Genomic DNA, 18140 nt, shown 5'->3' on the forward strand with positions numbered 1-18140 from the left:
CTTCACTCACTGCGGTTCGTTCAAGATATGCTCTACCAGCTCATCGACCGGCACGGTAGCCAGTGCAATTGCAGTATCGGTCACACCATAATAGATATAGAGCAGGCCGTCTTTGACCACGTTTCCTGTCGGGAACACCACATTCGGAATTTGATAACCGAATTTCTCATAATATGTTTCCGGTTCCATAATGAAAGTCTTTGTTCTTGCTATGACCTTCTCAGGGTTGTTCAGGTCAAGAAGCATCGCCCCAACACGGTAAACGACCTGATCATCAACGCCGTGGTAAAGGACCAGCCAGCCTTTATCGGTTCGCACAGGTGGCGTTGCTCCGCCAATTTTCCTGGATTCCCACGCCGGATTCTCGGCCTTGGCCAGAAGCTTCGGCTCTTCCCAATGAACCAGATCCTCTGAGTATGTAATCCACATCGCCGCGCTGTCCGTTCCGTAAGCCGCACCCACGTATTCCTCCGGACGGCGCAGCAATACATATTTTCCGTTAATCTTCTCAGGGAACAAAATGTTGTCACGGTCGTTTATGTCGAGTGGTGTCGTATCTGCAACGAATTCCCAGTCGATCAGATTGTCCGACTTCACAATCGAAGAGCGAGTGAGCCAGTGGCCTTCCTCCTCTCCCCACCCGTCCGGATATTTCGGAATCGAACGCTCCGGTATGCCCGCTCCTGTCGGATAGTAACTCATGGCGCACGGCCTAAGGGCATAGTTTAGATAGTACGTGCCGTCAATTTTGATAATCCGCGGGTCCTGGACGCTTCCATATGGAAAGCCCAGCATGTCAGGAGTCACGATCGGCTCGTCTTTTACGTGCGTAAAATTCACTCCGTCTTCACTCTCTAGCAGTCCCAAAACATTCTTGCAAGGCGTTAGCGAGCCTGCGGTACGCTCGATCATGTAAAACTTGCCGTTGTCGAAAATAACCGCAGGATTGAATACGGTGACTTTACGCCATTCGTACTTCCCCGGAACGACGATCGGATTGTTCGGATGTCTCGTAATTTTCATAGACTATGCCTCCGCATTTGTATGATATTCAGGATTTAATCAGGCCCACTTGAATTCTACTAGGCACAATTTATGTTTAGTTTGACTTCCAGCGGTCATATGCACCTTGGTAGATTTCAACGACCCGATCGGCACCCATTTTCTTCATCGTGCTTAGGTAGTTATCCCAATTTGACAATGGTTCTGCTCCGGTAACGAATTTCGCCTCCATCTGTTGTACATACGTGCTCAGATCAGAGTTCAGACTGTTAATCTCGGTTTGCTCTTCAACGGTAAGGAACAACGCAGGGAACGGAGGTCTGGCTCCGCGATCAAGCAGCTTTTCCTTCGTTTCCTTCTCAACCCACAGATCAAAGTCGGTCTTCAATCCTTTATTAATATCGTCCGTGTTGATGGTAGGAGCCGGAATGCCGTAATTTGGCGTCAAAGTCGCACGGTAATCCTCCATTTCCTTGCCGTCTGGAACAGGCAGATAGCGCTTCACACGATTGGCTTCATCCGTGTACTCCCACAGCTTGCCTTCAGGTCCTTTGTTGAAAAAGAGCGATCCTTCATAAGAGTAAAGGTAGTCCACCCAACGCATCGATGCTTCAGGGGCAGGATTGGTAACCGTGATGGCAAAAGCTCCCGTAGTAATCCCTCTGTTCTTGGCGATGGCCGGCTTGTCTACCAAATCGCTCTTCACCGGAGCGAACATCGGATCTTTGGTGGAAGGTTCTCCCCCTTTGGTCATGTAGGCATGCCAGTCGGAGAACAGGGCCACCTGATTGTTCTGTGCCTTGGCCTTTTTCTGTTCTGCGGTTTGTGAATAGCTTTCGTGGTCAAGCAGATCCTCTTTCCATAGACGGTTCATATAGACCAGATACTCTCTGAAGCCCTCTTCTATCGGGGTATAATGAACAACATCCTCATCATCAACATAAATTTCGTCTTCATAAACGCCGAAAGCGCCAAGAAGCCAAGTACGAATATCCCGAGCATTGGTCGTTGCTGTCGATACGGAAGAGATCGGGATTTCATCGGCGACACCATTGCCGTTCGGATCTTCTTCTTTTACCCGCTTCAGGAAGGTATAGAGCTCCTCGGTCGTCTCCGGAAGCTTGTCGATATTCAGGGCCTCCATGAAATCTCCGTTATACCACATCGGGTTGCGATACCAGTGCTGGCTTAAATCGATCGCAGGCAAGGAGTAGATATGCCCATCAGGAGCGGTAATGGATTTACGGATCTCGGGAATCTCGTCCATCAGCGCCTTGAAGTTCGGAGCATATTCCTCGATAAGCTCCTCAAGCGGAATCAGAATTCCCTGCTCGCCATAGTTCATCTGTTCAGCCGCCGTCAAGCCTGCAGCATAGAAGACATCCGGGTAATCGCCGCTGGCAAATACGAGGTTCTTCTTCGTATCAAAGCTATCCTTCGGAGCGTTTAAGTATCGGAAGGATATGCCCGTCATTTCCTTCATCTGCTGCAGAACGATCATATCCTGCCAGTTCTGAACACCGACATCAGGTGCCATCATCGTCAGCGTTAGTGGTTCATTAACAATCGGGAAGCCTTCCTTATTCACTGCGGCTGCTTCTGTTGACTTCGTTCCAGTAGTCGTATCGCTGGCCGAACTGCATCCGGCGAGCAGAGACAGGGCCGTCATGCCCGTCAACACCAGCTTCCAAGGTTTGCTTGTCATCTTCATCCATGTTTCCTCCCTTTGAATACTCAAGTTCATATTTTTTATAAAACGCTTTCATCATCCTTTTACAGAGCCAATCATGACCCCTTGGACAAAGTATCGCTGTAAAAAAGGATAGAGAGCCACAATCGGCAGCGTCGATACGACGATAACCCCGTATTTGATTAGTGATGCGGTTTCGGCTTTGGAATTCATTGCCCTGGCGGCATCCCCGCTGATTCCCGCGCCGGTCGTCTCCGCCGTCATTTCCTGAAGAACCAGAATCTGCCGTAATACCATCTGCAGAGGGTACTTGCTCTCATCGTTGAGATAGATCAGAGCCGGAAAATAGCTGTTCCAGTGACTGACCCCGTAAAACAAAGCCATGACTGCGATAATCGGTGCGGACAGCGGCAGAATAATGCGGACGAACAGCTTCAGGTTGGTACAGCCGTCCATGTATGCCGCTTCCTGCAGTTCCTTCGGGATCGTCGTCTGAAAGAATGTCCGGGCAACGATGATATTCCATACCGATGCTGCTACGGGAAGAATGAGCGCCCCCATCGTGTTGATCAGCCCCAAATTCCGGACTACGAGATACGTTGGCACAAGCCCTCCGGTAAAGAACATCGTGAACAGAATAAATCCCAAGAACAGTTGACGACCGACTAAATCAGACCTGCTGAGCGCATAGGCTGCAGGCAGAGTTACGGCCAGGTTCAACAGCGTTCCTATCCCAGTATAGACTATCGTGTTCAGATATCCGTTCCAAATCTTCGGGTTTTCGAAGACCAGCTGGTATCCGGCCAAGGTAATCTCCTTGGGAAACAGCCACATCGCACCCGAATTCACCTGCTGCGGGCTGCTGATCGATGCGCTGAGAATATAAATAAGCGGATAAAGAACAACAATCAGAGCGATGGATAAATAGATATAGACGCTGCCAAGAAATACCTTGTCCCACTTCGATTCCTTCATAGCGGTAACCAATGTACTTTCCCCCTTTCTACCATAGGCTGTTATCGCTGGTGCGTCTGGCAATCCGGTTAACCGTTACCAGTAAAATGACGTTGATAACGGAGTTGAACAGGCCAACGGCTGTCGAGAAGCTGTACTGCGCGTCTACCAGACCGGTCCGGTAGACATAAGTTGAAATGACATCAGAAGACTCCATATTCAGTGAGTTCTGCAGCAGCAGTATTTTTTCGAAGCCTATCGTAAGAATGTTGCCCATGTTCAAAATCAACAAAATGGTGATGGTTGGGAGTATGGCCGGCAGGTTGATGTGCAACAATCGTTTGAAACGACTGGCTCCATCCACGATCGCAGCTTCATGCTGCTGGGGATCGACACCGGACAGCGCAGCCAGATATATAATGGTCCCCCATCCAGTGCTTTGCCAGACCCCAGATAGAACGTATACGGTCTTGAACCAGGCAGGATCCGACAGAAAATTCGGCGCGTCGATGCCCATCCATTTGATAAATTGGATCAGTATGCCTGTGGACGGCGATAAGAACGTAATAATCATACCCGCCATGACAACAACGGATATAAAATGAGGCGCATACGTAACGGTCTGGACTATTTTCTTGAAGGGACCCGTCCGGATTTCGTTGAAAGCAAGCGCCAGGATGATCGGCAGCGGAAACCCGATTAACAGCTCGTAGAAGCTGAGGCTGAACGTATTCCACAGCAAATCCCAGAAATAGTAGGAATGGAAGAAACGCTCAAAATGATCGAAACCCACCCATGGGCTGTCCATGATTCCTTTGCTAGGGATAAAGTTCTTAAAGGCAATCTGGATACCATACATGGGCGCATAGTGAAATACAAGGAAATACAGTAAGACCGGCGCCAAGAACAGATAGAGCTGCCAGTTCATCCTGATTCTTTTACCAAGAGACGTTTGGTTTACGCCCTTATTAGGCGGCTTCGTTTCGCGATGGATTGAACGTCTTTCGGATATCACAGCAAGTAGTCTTTTCCCCTTCATGCTTCCCCTCCTTTCTCAAATATCGATTCATGTCAGGTTATCTGGTTCACTTACGTACATCACGTTTCAGTGATTAACAGGTAACGCTTACATTCCAAAGTGTAGAGAAGACAGCATGACATCGTAAATGTGTAAGATGTGCATTGTCATCCGTCTGTCCGGCGTAATCCCGCTGCTATCATCTTTTTTCTCATTCGAATCTCCCCGATCATTGCTCATCTATGATGTTGAAAATGTGTGAATTATGAACCTATATCAAGTTTCATAAGTTACATATTGTGCTCCATCAAGCATTGTACGAACACCGCCTTCGAACACCGAACAACTCGCAGGAGAACAAAGAAAGAGAAAATAAGATACAATCTAGGAGGAGAATCCTAATGAACCTGCCAGCCTCTATTATTGAGCATTTGAATGAAGCCGAAAAGCGGCTTAGCCATCATCCCAAACTGCAAAGAAGGTACGGAAACTGCTAGCCTTGAGTCGGGTAGCTTTCGCTCGCCCACAATTTGCTCAAGAAGAATCAATAACCAAAAGCCAGAAATGGCAGTGTAGGGATTACCTCCCTAGCACCGCCATTTCCTTATTATTGTTGTTTCTTTCATCTATCGAGTGGTCTTTTCGAGCGAACAGATCTTAACTTTTGGGACAATCTCTTCAAAGGTTGATCCATTGAAGCAGTGAATCAGAGTTGTAACACGGTTATTAACTCGTCTCCGATGCTTTCGCCGTTGTCACGGAAGCCGTAGCTTTCATAAAGCTTTTTGGCGGCCATGTTATCAGCTTTATAAGAAATCCAGCAGTAATGTGCAGGTCCTGCCGGAAAGGTACGGATAAATTCCAAGATTTTTGTCATGGCTTTCCGACCATAGCCCCTGTTCTGGTATTGCTTGTCAATCATCAGCCGCAGGATGCAATAGCTGTCGTCTGCGATTGTCGGGAGTTCGTACCCGGTGATTCTATAAGTAATCATAACAAAACCGACCGGCTGTTCATCCGCGTAAATGGCAAATGGAAATGGATGTCCGTCATTGGTTGCAAGGACATAACACGAAGCCACGCTCGACAGATTGGACGCAACGAAGCGCCGTTGATCTTCTGAAACTTCCAGATTAAATATGGCACGTCGGTTTTCTAACGTGATTTTTCTGAGTGTAATCATGCAAGACTTCTCCCCTCATTATCTTGGCTTATTCGTTTTGCGCCGCGGTCGCTTATATAACATACAATTTATCCAAAAAAAGTAATAGACTTATATTGAATTTTTTTATATAATATCATGTATCCATGGCTTTTTTAGGTGTCAGAAATATCAGTCAACCGGCACATCCTTGTGCCGGTTTATTTGTTGTTAATATAAGCTGCCCCTTAGCATTCCTGTAGATGGAAAGCATTCATTTTGCTCGTTGTCGCTTATTCATCTGTTCCACCGCATTCTGCTAACTCATTGGGATTGACCGTTAACTTTCAGGCTGCCGCTAACCATGTCGATTGGGGAATTAAAATTGACCGAAAAGGTACTGGAAATGGTAAAGGTCAAGGGGATCAGCGGCGAAGGCGATACTGCTCACGGTGAACATTTAAAAGCAGAGGCTGAAGATACATTTTAATGAAGTAACCCCCCCATAAAGTCGATATTGTTGGAAACCCATATGGGAAACCAATCATACTTTAGGGGGGTATGAGGAAGAAGCTGATTGAACAACTCCGAGCGGACCGTGATTCCGCTATTTGTGAACAAAGGTGCTAAGCATAAGGTTAAGCGGACACAGGTTCCGCTATTACCGATATATCACCGCAAAATCAGGGAAAAACCGAGAATAACGGATCCTGTGTCCGCGAATCCTTGAATTTGGTACAGTTGTTGGGAAATAGCGGACCTCCTGTCCGCAAACATCAGTGCAGACTGCATACATCAGATGCCCACCGCTTACTCATCAGTACACACCGCATACATCAGATGCCCACCGCATACTCATCAGTACACACCGCGCACAGCTGTGCACACCGACACATCATCCACACTGCCCATCAATCGTCCGACGTTTACATTATTGAATCGGTATTGTTATTTCCAGCTCTTTTGTGGAGTTTTTCCCGCTTATCCATTTCTATCATTAAGCCATTGTATTAGCGGAGAGGCTTTTGAGAGAATAGAATCTGGATCATGCGTTGTTTCAAGTTGCGGAAAGAAGTCAGGAAACATGGCAAGATATTCGCTTACACACCATCGAACTGTCCAATTGATATCCGTTGATAATGGAATCCATTGGGAACCTTCATTTTTCCTTGCGTCTTGTAATAATGCATAGGCGTACCAACCACGAACGCCGCCTTCCGATTCCTGAGCTAATCGATCCCAGAAATCCTGTCGCTCCTCTTCGTTTATGGGCTTTTCCAAAGCCGAAACAGCGATTTTTTTTACGATGGGTGAGTGATCGTATGTATATTGCCATAAAAGATCCCGTGAGCAAAGATGCTTTTCCACGAGCGTAGATAGAGCAACCGCCCTTTTCGTATCCTCTTGTGAATGTAGTTCTTTAAGGGTGTGCCTGATCTGCAGGGATGGTAAAGTTTCTTGAGGTTGATTCGTTATCAAACCCAATTCAATCGCTGTTTTTGCTTTGGTGACGTTAATCCTAGGAGCTAGATTATCATAGCCATCTATACGATCGCCGTATGCAGTCAACGCAGAGCGTAGAGTTGTTGCATCTAAACCTTGGAAAACAGACATTAGGTATGCTGCGACTCCGGTTACGAGTGTTGCTGCACCTGATGTTCCCCAATAATAAGAAACGATATCTGCTTTTTTATTGAATTCACAAAAAGGAACGGTTAAGTATACCCTTGGTGCTAGAACGTCAGGTCTGAAGTGCCTCTCGGCATTTATTCCATACGATTCATCGGGAAATGGTACATGGCTGTAGCGGTCTGCGAGGCCTCGGTCATTGTATCCCCCCACGGCTAGATAATCGTGAGGCGGCAACAAATTCACTGTTCTCGTATTCCCGTTTGAACAAACCACGAGAACCCCGCTTCTAATGGCTGAAGCTAGTGCCTGAACCGTGCTGTTTTTTCTTGTGCTTTTCAGATATACCTGATGATCTAGCGCATGCCATCCTGTACTTAATATGATTCGTATATTCCATTCTTTCTGTTTATTCATAATCCACTCGATGCCCGCTTTTAATCGTTCTCCTTCCCCGGTCCTGAACGCCCCGTGATTAAGTACGATATAATGAGCCGCCGGTGCAATTCCTATATGCGTTTTTCCTTGTAAAACAAAAGATTTATGGGATAGTGCCAGTAGTGTCATTAATCCATGCTCACCACTAGCGTCAATGTCTTCATCGTATGATGGACTCCTAAAAGTAAAATATAGGTAGTCTAGCATATTATCGCTGTCAGGAGATCGGGAAATCCATCGAAAAAAAATTCACGTAAATCGCAAAGTATCGTCATAAGTTCACAACATGGATTTGTTAATGTTAATAACAGCCGAGAACTTGAAGCATCGGGGCATCGGCAATCATCATACTTGTTGGGGAATGAATTGGACTATGGCTTATCGACTTCATCATCCACAACATAGAGAGGAACGGATTGGATATGAGAACAATAGATATTGTGAAAGAAAATCTGCTTTTAATTCTTGGACTGGGCGCTTTAGCGCTTATCAGACCCATCATGAAGATGACCGGGATCATGGATCTGATCGGTCAAGCATTCGGCAGCATTCTGATGACGGTCCTTATCTCCTTGGCCTGGCTCATGATCGTTCTATTCAAAAGAACGGCTTTTCCCGTTGTCATTCTTGTTTTTGCGGGTTTGAGTTATGCCTTATTTGCTATCATTATAAGCGGGATTGCCTCTCCCCTTATCGATGGAAAATTGCAAGGTCCTTTAACTAATCCACTGGCAATGGTAAGTGTCTTTGCGGTAAATGCCGTTTGGGGCTTCATCGTGGGCCTAATTGCCAATGCATGGCGTCGTAAAGGGTAAGCATGCAGTTGAGTTACCATTCTAGGTTAACTCCCGCTCAATACTATCAAGCGAGTGTAACTATGCTCAAGTCATTCGATATTCGAAAACAAATAAAGAAATGGCAGTACCGGAGTAACCCCCTGTACCGCCATTTCTTTATTTGTAGCATCTATTTGACCCAAACTGGCGATCTCTCATACGGGCATGCCACTTTCTTGGAACACCCTCAACACCTGCTAATAGTCCACGCCATGTGGATGCGTAATTCGGAATCTATACCACTGCCTTTTGGGCGTGATGAAATTCCTCCAGCGCCTGACGAACCGCTTGGGGCGTATCAAGGCCAAGAATGCGCTTTGCCAGCTCGCGACATTCCTGACGATCCAGGCTAGCGAGCCTTTCCTTCACCCGGCTGAGACCACCGGCCTCCATACTCCATTCGTCAAGACCTAGTCCGAGTAACAGCGGTGCCGCCAGCGGATCACCCGCCATACTGCCGCACATGCCGGTCCATTTACCGGCCGTGTGGGAAGCCTCAATGACCGTGCGAATTAACTGAAGCACAGCTGGATGGAAATAATCGTACAGGTGCGCGACGTGTTCATTCATGCGGTCCGCTGCGACCGTATACTGCACGAGGTCGTTCGTACCGATGCTGAAGAAATCGACCTTGCTCGCGAATCGTTCCGCCAACACGGCCGTTGAGGGAATCTCAACCATGATGCCAACTTCCATCTTCTCGTCAAACTGGATCCCGTCTTGCCTCAATTCCACCTGCACTTCCGTCAGGATGGCTCTTGCCTGCCTCCATTCCTGCAGACCGGAGATCATGGGGAACATCACCTTCACCGTACCGAAGGCACTGGCTCGCAGCACCGCCCTCAGCTGCGTGCGAAGCAGCTCTTGGCGGACAAGGCCTACCCGTATCGCACGGTAGCCCAGGAACGGGTTTGTTTCCTTCGGCAGTTGCAGATACGGAAGCTCCTTATCTCCGCCGATGTCCATCGTGCGGATGATTACGGGGCGGCCCTCCATCATCCGGGCCGCTTCCTGATACGCACGGAACTGCTCCTCCTCGCCCGGCATGGCCGGGGCGTTCATGAACAGGAACTCCGTGCGGAACAGCCCCACGCCGTCCGCGCCCTGCCGGACGGCGGTCTCGGCTTCCGCGGCGCTGCCGATATTCGCCGCGAGCTCTACGCGCGTGCCGTCGGCGGTCACTGCCGGACGCGCCGCGTATACCTCGAGCGACTGTCTGCGCTCGAGATCTTCCTGCATGCGGAGCCGATACTGCTCCGCTTCCGCCTCATGCGGCCGGGCAATGCACAGCCCGGCTGAGCCGTCAAGGACGAGCGTATCGCCGTCCTTGATGCCGTCGACGCCGTCACCAGCGCCGACGATAGCTGCAATTCCGAGCGACCGTGCGAGAATAGCGGTATGTGAGGTCGCTCCTCCAGTACGGGTAATAAAGCCGATAACCAAGGCAGGGTCCAGCTGTACCGTATCCGACGGTGCCAAATCATCAGCGACCAAGATAACCGGTTCGGTGATTCCCGTAAAGTCACGCGATTGTCCTGGCAACAAGCAGGCGAGAAGACGATTACCGATATCGCGAATGTCCGCGGCGCGTTCCTTCATATAATCATTGTTCATGCCTTCCAACATGGAAGCGACCTGGCTCACAATTTCGGCAACGGCACTTGGCGCTGGCTCCAGCTTCTCTCGGACTCTTGCCTCCATCTTCGGATAGAAGGCAGGATCGTCCAGAAGCTTCCGCTGTCCCGCAAGAATGCCGGCTTGCTCTTCGCCCACGGCTTCCTTCGCTCTCTCCGTTAGCTTCTCCAATTGTTCCGCGCAGCCGGCTTTGGCTTCACGGAGCTTAATAAGCTCTGCATCGATTGCGGCCGGGGTATCCGGAATAAGCTTCTCTTCGAGGCTGCTGTCACTGCTGGTCCCTAGCGAAGGCTTGTAAATGAATGCCTTAGCGATCCGGATTCCCTCCGATACGCCGATTCCTTCTATATGCAGCCTCTTCATCAGGCTTCACCAAACTTGCTTTCGACTAGCTGTATCAGCGCTTCGACTACCTCTTGTTCTCCATCTCCGTTAGCTTCGATGGTCACGACAGCTCCTTGCTCAACGCCGAGCGTCATCAGCTCCAGCATGCTTTTGCAATCCGCGGTGCGTCCTTCGTTAGTCTTCAGATGAACCTCTGCTCCAAACTGTCCTGCTTTTTCCGAGAAAAGCTGAGCTGGACGGACATGAAAGCCCTGCTCATTCTGTATGGTTACGGTTTGTGCGAACATGTCTTTCCTCCTCTATGTCAGACCTCGTATATTTTCTTTACTGCTCGGTCCATCCTGATCATGCCAATAAAGCGATCCGTCCTTTATAAGCCTCAACCAACGCGTTGTTGTGTTCGTCGGAACCATCGATATTTCCGCTGAGAAATACAGGGGGCTTGAAGCCTTGTTCAATCATAATCTCAATAGATTCTGCGAACAGTGAGTTCAATATGAGCGCCCCGACGACCGTCGAGCTCGGCGTGAAAGGCACCTGAAGGCCCGGATGGCTCAATACGGCATCTCCCTTAACCGAGAAATTATCGATTACCAGATCAACGGCATCGGCCAGATGCTTTCCGCTGCTGTGTCGGGACGGCATGCTTTTGGAATATTCCAGTGAGGTAATGCCTACAGTAAAGGCCCCCTTCTCCTTCGCCATCAAAGCGACATCCACGGGAACGGGATTTCGGCCCGAAGTGGACAGTACGAAGACAACCTCGCCCTCGCGGATATCCTGCTCCTTCATGAATTCGACAGCAAGGTCGTTTTGTCTTTCCAGCTCTGACGAACGGACCGCGCCTTCGTGAAGCATCAGCTTCTCGACCAGGATCGGGCGAATCGGTACGAGTCCGCCTGCTCGGTAAAAGACTTCTTCGGTCAATATATGCGAATGTCCACAGCCGAATAAGTGTATAATACCACCTTGCTGAATACAGGCAGCCACTTTCTCTGCCGCTTCACGGATCGACTTGGCCTGCTCGGTACGGACTTTGTCTAACAACCCGCCAATCACATCAAAATAGGTGTTCATCATCGTCTCTTTCACCTCGTTGTTCTTGTAGTTACAATGCTATCTGTTCTCTTCCGGTTGATGATCCGTTGACAATGCTCTTTTAGCCCGGAGCACCATCTCGGCCATCACTTCCAGGCTGCGCTCGATAATCTTCTCCCCCTTCTCCCTCGTTGCCAGCGTTGCATCCCCGAGTACGGCAGAGGAAGTCATTTCCTCCCACGGTGTTGGCGTGCAATCCGCTTCGATCGGGATATGCGGGGCGCCATCGATCGCTTTGCTCATGTCCACATATTCGCCCGCAAGATAGAGCATGTAGGATGTTTCGATTTCATCGGCATGCATATAGCTCGCGTGTGCAGCCGAAGCTTCCCGTACCGAAGCCGTTACTTCCTTCGTGCCAGGATAAAAGAAATAGAACACCTTAAGTTCGGGCACCCGTTCGTATAACATTCTCGCAGCTTCCTTCAACGCAACCGCATTGCCGAGATGGCCGTTGACCATGACGAAAATGCCGAATCCTTGCTGGTACAAACTTTCGCCGATATCTGCAAGCAGTCGGATGAGCGCTTCGTTTGAGACGTTGATACTCCCCGGGAAATTGCGCAGACTCCACACCTGTCCATAGGGGAGGGTCGGTAAAACGAAGCTTTCCGTCCGCTCTGCTAATCTGTCCGCGAGTCTGGTCGCGAGCAGGTTATCGGTACCCAGCGGCAGATGGGGACCATGCGCTTCAACGGCACCAATAGGAAGTATGGCAGCGCGGAAATGGCGAATTTTATCCTTCACCTCAACCGAATTTTCGAATTCGAATTTCATAGCGAGCGCCCCCCTTACTTTTTAAATGAAAAGCAGTTGGCCGGGTTGCTTACGAAAAATTTCTCCACCAGTTTTAGTCCATCAAAACCGTTTCGGTTCGCCTCGTCTACAAAGCGCGGGACCCATTTGGAAATAATGTACTCCAGACCGAGACCCTGGTCGTAATGCTTGTAGTAGGTTTTCCGGGCGGTATCACCGCTGATGAGAATCTGATTTTCGAAACCTTTGCGGACAAGCTCAAGAATAAGCGAGATTCGGGTGCTTTCCGGTGCATACTTGATTTTGCCGATACCGTCAAAGCTCATGTAAGCTCCCGTTGAGGCGATCTGCTCATGGTAGTAGGGGTCGGGATTGCGGTCCATATGTCCCAGGCTCAAAAAAGACAGATCCACACCTTCGCTCTTCAAGAGCTCGATTTGCTCCAACGCCATGGTGCCAACTTCGGTATGGGAGTGGATGGGGGCCTTCGTCTCATGATGAGCGCGCGCTACAGCGCGCAGCGTCTTCTCCTCCAGAGGCGTAATGCGGTTATAGCCTGTCCCGAATTTAACCTGGCCTGCTTTGAAAGGTGTGCCTTCCAGCCCTTCTTCCACCTCCCGGATGACGAAATCCGCCAACTCGTTGATGCTTTTTGCTTCAATCCACTGGGCGTAGGTTTCATAATGACCGATCAGCGGTTTAAGCTCCTCTTTGATTTTGGCATCCCATAAAAAGCTCTTGTTGAATCCCGCCGTTCCTACAACATGAATGCCGGTTTCGATCGCGATTTCCTGTACCGCCTGAACATCCCGCCCATAATCGATGGCTGTAGCGTCCACGATCGAGCGTCCGCCGTGTTGTTTGAAATCAAGAACGTCGCGCTTGGACTTCTCCTTATCGTCCAGCAGCAAATCGTCCTCTCCCCGTTCTTGCCAGTAGGCCGGGCGGCATACGATATGTTCGTGGGAATACGTAAAGCCCAGCTCCTCTTTGCTGATATCTCCATGTAAAGTACGGATAAAGCCCATATCGTTTCTCCTCCACTCTGTTATCTTTTAGACGGCTGAGTCCAGGGGACTCAGCCGTCTTTGTTATCGGATGGTTAAAAGAACAGTTTCGCCAGGAAGTGCAGAATCGGTCCAATGATGAACATATCGGAATCAGCTGCCCACATGGCTGTATCCGGCACCGTCGAGGCGATGAAGAAGCGAACCATCAGAAACTGTCCCCAAGCTACAACGGTGGAAGTGATGAAGCCGCCGATAACGGCCCCGCGAACACCGCCTGTCGAGTTCCCGAACACCCCAGCCGTAGCACCGTGGAAAAATAAGACGATCATCGTTGGCACGAAAATGTAAGCAACGGTGTTGCCAAGTACAAGCAGCCAGATAATCGCTCCCGCGAAAGCTCCCAGGAATCCAAGAACCACCGCATTCGGCGCGTAAGGGTACACAACTGGCGCATCGAGTGCCGGTTTGGCGCCTGGTACGAGTTTGGTCGCGATCCCGTTGAAGGCCGGAACCAGCTCGCCGACGAACATCCGGACCCCCATCAGAACGATGGCGATTCCGCCTGCGAATGTGAACGATTGGATTATAGAGTAAATAATAAAGTTCTGGTCACCCGATTGTTTCATCAGTTCCGCAGCCGCCGGTGTGCCTTTCGTTGATAGAATAATGGCCCCGATCAGGAACAAAACTCCCATGCTGAGCGCAGTAATGACGTTGGAGTCGCGGAGGAACTCAAAGCCTTTGGGTACTTTGATTTTCTCGGAATCGTTGTTTTTGTTGCCGAACAATTTACCGGACAAGGCAGCAAGCAAAGCAACCGAAGCCGATGTGTGACCAAGCGCAATGTTATCGTTGCCCGTAATTTTACGCAGGAACGGCTGAACCAGCGCCGGCTGGAATGTCCAGTACACACCAAGGACGACAGCGAGCATCAGTACCAGCTTCCAGATGGAGATGCCGCTGGCCGCATGAACGATCACGCCAGCGAAAACAGTCGACGTCCAGAACATCATGTGCCCGGTCAGGTAAATAAATTTAAACCGGGTGAAGCGTGCCAGCAGAACGTTGATCAGAAAACCGATAAGCATAGCAAGCGTAACGGCGCTTCCGAATTTGGAGTTGAATGCCTCCTGACCCATGAAGGTACCAAGGGATCCGCTCTCCAATCCGAAGACTTCCTTCCACATTGGCTCGAATACATTCAAGGCTTTTACGATGACATCAGAGCCTGCGCCGATGACGAGGAAGCCGATGATCGCTTTAAAGGTGCCGCTTACAAGCTGGCTCGTTGATTTCTTCTGAAGCAGAAGGCCGACCAGAACGATAAATCCGAGCAGAATGGCGGGCGTTCCAAAAATGTTGGTGGCAATCCAAAAAAGTACGTCCATATGCCCTCTCCCTTTCTAATGGTTTACAGCACTTCTTCCAGCTTCTGTTTGATTTCGTTATTGTCAAAATAGTTGTTGACGATAACAATTTTGGCCGCATGACCTTGAAGGCTTTGTGCCAGTTCATTGCTTGTAATGATATAGTCGGCAGCGGTTCCGGATGCCGTGGAAACGTCCGTATGCTCCACGTCGGCATTTACTCCCATACCGCTCAACACGTTCTCCACATTCATTCTCAAAATCAGACTTGTTCCTTGTCCAAGACCGCATACGCATAAAATTTTCATTGTTCGTTCCCCCTAATCAGTTGTTGGATTGTCTCTACATCAGTTGCATTCATGAATTGTTCAATACTGCCCGGGCTGCTTAGCAAGGTGGTCAGCTTTCGCAGCATGGCGATATGCTCCGAACTTGAAGAGCCGCCGAGCGCAAATACAAGCTGTACCGGGTCGTTGGCCGCATGGCCGAATACGACCGGCTTCTTCAATTTAATCAGCGAGACGGACGCTTCATTAACCCCATCCTCTGCACGAGCATGCGGAAGTGCGATATGAGGTGCAAGAACAAAGTACGGACCTCTTTCACGGTAAGATTTCACCATGGCGTCGGCATAACGTTCTTCGGCCGCACCCGCTTTTACCAGCAGATCTCCTGCTAAGCGGATTGCTTCTTCAGCCGTCTCGGCCTCCACATCCAGCGCAATTAGTGACGGTTCCAAAAATTTCATTCTCATCTCTCCCAAGTCCGATATTCTAATCGATGCTAAAGACCGGTGTTTAATTGCTGCAGTATCTCTTCTTTCGTCTTGGCCTCTTTCAGACGGATCAGGTTTTCCTTCTCCCTAAGCAGGATGGTCAGCTCCGACAGCGCTTTGAGGTGGGATTCACCGTCAATCGCCGCCAGTACCAGAATGATCTGAACTTGATGCCTTGCTTCTTCTGAGAAGGCCACGGGTTGCTCCAGTCGCAGCAGACTGATTCCCAGCCGCCGGACACCATCCTGCGGCTTGCCATGCGCAATCGCGATGCCTGGTGCAACGACGATGTAAGGGCCTAGCGCCTCCACTTTGGAAATCATCGCATCGATATAGGCTTCATCGATGCGCCCATCCTTCAGCAGGGGTTCGGAGGCTTCGCATATGGCGCTCCGCCAGTCGGCCGCTTCTCTTTTGATTTGGATCATCTGTCCAGTGAGCAGATCCGATAATGATGGCTTGCGTGCTTCACTCAGCCATGTTTTCCCAACAGACAAGTAGTGGTTAAGCTCCTCCGTAAGTCCTGCTTCATCCCTAACCGCGGCATATTTATGGACGATGTCCAGAAGCGCTTGAACCGAGTACGCCGGGGTCTTTGATTTACGGCCGGCAACCATGTTGACTTGGTTCAGCAGGTGTTCCTTATCCTTATCGCTGAGAATCGGATTCACTAGGAGAACGGGCACTTTACTATCCGGCAGCGGTACCGTTGAGAAAATAAAATCAACATTCTCTTCATCAAACGACTCGTAATTGCGCAGCGAGAGTACCGCTGTAATATCCACTGCCGAGAAGAGGTTCTCCAGCTGCGATTTCAACATTCGCGAAGCGGAAATGCCGTTGACGCAGACGATGGCGGCCTGTCTGCGTACAGCCGGCTTCGTGTTTTCTCTACGCAGCCAGCCGCCGAAATGCATGGCAAGGTATCCGATTTCGTTGTCGTCAAGTGGACGTCCAACCAGTTGTTCGAACGGTGTCGCGGAGCGACGGGTCAGCTCGAATACTTCCCTGTACTTGGACAGGATATTTTCGAGCAGCGGATTTTCAAGCCCGAGTCCGTATATGATCCGGTAATAAGCCGGCTTCAAATGGACAAGCAGATTCTCCTCCATCGCTTCCCGGTTCGGCAGGAATACGCAGGCGTAACGCTGAAAATCATCTGTCATCTGTCTGGTCACTTGCCGAAGCTGCTTGAGCACTTCTTCGGATCCGGTCATCTGTTCCATCCGATTGACTCTCGCTCCCAGCAGATGCATCGTAAAGTAGCAGATTTCTTCATCCGGGATAGAGACACCGAACATTTGGCCGAGACCTTCAGCAACCCCAGCGGCAACTTCATACTCTGGCATCCGCCGTAGCACGTTTCGTTCATCTTCGTCTATTGAGATAAACTGCTCTTCCTGAATACGTCGTACATACAACAGGAAGCGTGCCGTCAAATGAAATAACATCTCGTCCGTCAAATCTACCCCCAGCGTTACTTCGCTATCCGAGATAAGGCGATACACCATCTTCAGGTGCCCCGACTTCATAGGGGGGAATAAGTTTCGGGCAAGATCCGGTCCCTCCGATTCCGGTTTCCGGTTAAATACCTGCTCCCAGCCTGCATCGCCGAAAACCTGACCGAAATAATAGCTCAGGGCCTTCCGCTTGTCACGTTCCTCCCCATTTACGCCATAGCCCCACTTGCGATCGTAGGTTACCTTGAGCTTCGATGCCTTCATGTCCGACCGGACCATATTCAAATCCTTGAGCACAGTCCCTCGGCTAACCTGCAAAAGGTCCGTCAGATGATGAACAAAGAGCGGACCCTCCGCCGACAACAGATAGAGCGACATCCACGCCATTCTTTCCCGTGGGGACAAATAATACGGCTGTGCATGAGGCTTCCCGGTTGACTGCGGAAGACCGGCCCTGCTTTCATCAGGCAAATAATAGCCAACTGTCCTGACATATTTGACCGGCGGAAGATGAATCGCTTTCAAGTAATCGTTTATTTTTTCCATATCATAATAAACGGTTCGTCTGGAGATACCGACCTTCTGCATCAGTTCTTCCAGCGATACATAATCGGCCGCCTCATAAAGCAGCGTCAAAATCCGGGTACTTCTTTCGTCCAGAATACGGCATCAACTCCTTTGCCGTTAGTGTAGTGCCTTTTGCAATTTGATTATACCCACAGGCAATTGATGAAAGACAGTTCAATTCATGGAGACCCTTTTGTGCAAAAATGAACTCAAGTGTTTTAAGTTAATCCCTCCCATAGCAATCAAAAAAAGCCGCATACAATGCGGCTTTCAGGCTGTCGAGAAAGTCTCGACAGCTATTTTTTTGTATATTTAATTCAACACGACACCGCGTTAATATTATATAATATTAGTAAATAAACCGTTCGGAAGGGTGTTAAATATGTTGCGTTCTAACCGAGAAAAACAGCAGGCTTACG

Annotated in this window: 17 protein-coding genes; 2 read left to right on the top strand and 15 right to left on the bottom strand. The window is 49.5% G+C overall.

The window, feature by feature from the left end:
* Positions 1 to 6 precede the first annotated feature (6 nt).
* The 5 genes from AB4124_RS31065 to AB4124_RS31085 form a co-directional block, all read right to left on the bottom strand.
* Positions 7 to 1023: a glycosidase gene (locus tag AB4124_RS31065; RefSeq protein ID WP_441975227.1), complete on the bottom strand. Its 1017-nt coding sequence runs from the start codon at positions 1021 to 1023 to the stop codon at positions 7 to 9.
* A 76-nt stretch (positions 1024 to 1099) separates the two neighbouring features.
* The gene (locus tag AB4124_RS31070) at positions 1100 to 2713 is read right to left on the bottom strand and encodes an extracellular solute-binding protein (protein WP_098745742.1); all 1614 of its coding nucleotides are present in this window, start codon (positions 2711 to 2713) and stop codon (positions 1100 to 1102) included.
* A gap of 54 nt (positions 2714 to 2767) precedes the next feature.
* A complete protein-coding gene (locus AB4124_RS31075) occupies positions 2768 to 3679 on the bottom strand; it encodes a carbohydrate ABC transporter permease (protein ID WP_076321589.1) in 912 nt (303 codons plus the stop codon).
* Positions 3680 to 3695: 16 nt separating this feature from the next.
* Positions 3696 to 4685, bottom strand: a complete 990-nt coding sequence (locus AB4124_RS31080; RefSeq protein WP_441975228.1) for an ABC transporter permease — start codon at positions 4683 to 4685, stop codon at positions 3696 to 3698.
* 685 nt (positions 4686 to 5370) lie between these two features.
* On the bottom strand, positions 5371 to 5847 hold the full coding sequence (locus tag AB4124_RS31085; protein ID WP_441975229.1) for a GNAT family N-acetyltransferase: 477 nt from the start codon (positions 5845 to 5847) through the stop codon (positions 5371 to 5373).
* 322 nt (positions 5848 to 6169) lie between these two features.
* Between AB4124_RS31085 and AB4124_RS31090 the strand changes: the two genes are divergently transcribed.
* A complete protein-coding gene (locus AB4124_RS31090; protein ID WP_441975230.1) occupies positions 6170 to 6295 on the top strand; it encodes a hypothetical protein in 126 nt (41 codons plus the stop codon).
* A gap of 491 nt (positions 6296 to 6786) precedes the next feature.
* Here AB4124_RS31090 and AB4124_RS31095 read toward each other — a convergent pair whose 3' ends face one another.
* Positions 6787 to 8079 (bottom strand): S8 family serine peptidase, encoded by a 1293-nt coding sequence (locus AB4124_RS31095; RefSeq protein ID WP_441975231.1) that lies wholly within the window; start codon positions 8077 to 8079, stop codon positions 6787 to 6789.
* A 215-nt stretch (positions 8080 to 8294) separates the two neighbouring features.
* Between AB4124_RS31095 and AB4124_RS31100 the strand changes: the two genes are divergently transcribed.
* Entirely contained in the window at positions 8295 to 8687 is a 393-nt protein-coding gene (locus AB4124_RS31100; RefSeq protein WP_430112528.1) for a hypothetical protein, read from the top strand.
* A 255-nt stretch (positions 8688 to 8942) separates the two neighbouring features.
* On the opposite strand, the gene ptsP is transcribed toward AB4124_RS31100, so the two are convergent.
* The 9 genes from ptsP to AB4124_RS31145 form a co-directional block, all read right to left on the bottom strand.
* Entirely contained in the window at positions 8943 to 10706 is a 1764-nt protein-coding gene (gene ptsP, locus AB4124_RS31105) for a phosphoenolpyruvate--protein phosphotransferase (RefSeq protein ID WP_441975232.1), read from the bottom strand.
* Positions 10706 to 10975 (bottom strand): HPr family phosphocarrier protein, encoded by a 270-nt coding sequence (locus tag AB4124_RS31110; RefSeq protein ID WP_339265331.1) that lies wholly within the window; start codon positions 10973 to 10975, stop codon positions 10706 to 10708. Before AB4124_RS31110 ends, ptsP begins: the two co-directional genes overlap by 1 nt.
* A 58-nt stretch (positions 10976 to 11033) precedes the next feature.
* Positions 11034 to 11768: an SIS domain-containing protein gene (locus AB4124_RS31115; protein WP_076321606.1), complete on the bottom strand. Its 735-nt coding sequence runs from the start codon at positions 11766 to 11768 to the stop codon at positions 11034 to 11036.
* A 36-nt stretch (positions 11769 to 11804) separates the two neighbouring features.
* On the bottom strand, positions 11805 to 12563 hold the full coding sequence (locus AB4124_RS31120; RefSeq protein WP_076321607.1) for a creatininase family protein: 759 nt from the start codon (positions 12561 to 12563) through the stop codon (positions 11805 to 11807).
* Positions 12564 to 12577: 14 nt separating this feature from the next.
* Positions 12578 to 13570 carry a phosphotriesterase family protein gene (locus tag AB4124_RS31125; protein WP_076321608.1) on the bottom strand — a complete coding sequence of 331 codons (993 nt, stop codon included), beginning with the start codon at positions 13568 to 13570 and terminating at the stop codon, positions 12578 to 12580.
* Positions 13571 to 13644: 74 nt separating this feature from the next.
* The gene (locus AB4124_RS31130; RefSeq protein WP_076321609.1) at positions 13645 to 14940 is read right to left on the bottom strand and encodes a PTS ascorbate transporter subunit IIC; all 1296 of its coding nucleotides are present in this window, start codon (positions 14938 to 14940) and stop codon (positions 13645 to 13647) included.
* 23 nt (positions 14941 to 14963) lie between these two features.
* A complete protein-coding gene (locus AB4124_RS31135; protein ID WP_076321610.1) occupies positions 14964 to 15227 on the bottom strand; it encodes a PTS sugar transporter subunit IIB in 264 nt (87 codons plus the stop codon).
* Entirely contained in the window at positions 15224 to 15667 is a 444-nt protein-coding gene (locus AB4124_RS31140) for a PTS sugar transporter subunit IIA (RefSeq protein WP_339290283.1), read from the bottom strand. Before AB4124_RS31140 ends, AB4124_RS31135 begins: the two co-directional genes overlap by 4 nt.
* Before the next feature lie 35 nt (positions 15668 to 15702).
* Positions 15703 to 17817, bottom strand: coding sequence for a BglG family transcription antiterminator (locus tag AB4124_RS31145; protein WP_441975234.1), 2115 nt, complete (start codon positions 17815 to 17817; stop codon positions 15703 to 15705).
* Positions 17818 to 18140 lie beyond the last annotated feature (323 nt).

The sequence above is a fragment of the Paenibacillus sp. 2KB_20 genome (assembly GCF_052115765.1).
Classification (GTDB): domain Bacteria; phylum Bacillota; class Bacilli; order Paenibacillales; family Paenibacillaceae; genus Paenibacillus_AQ.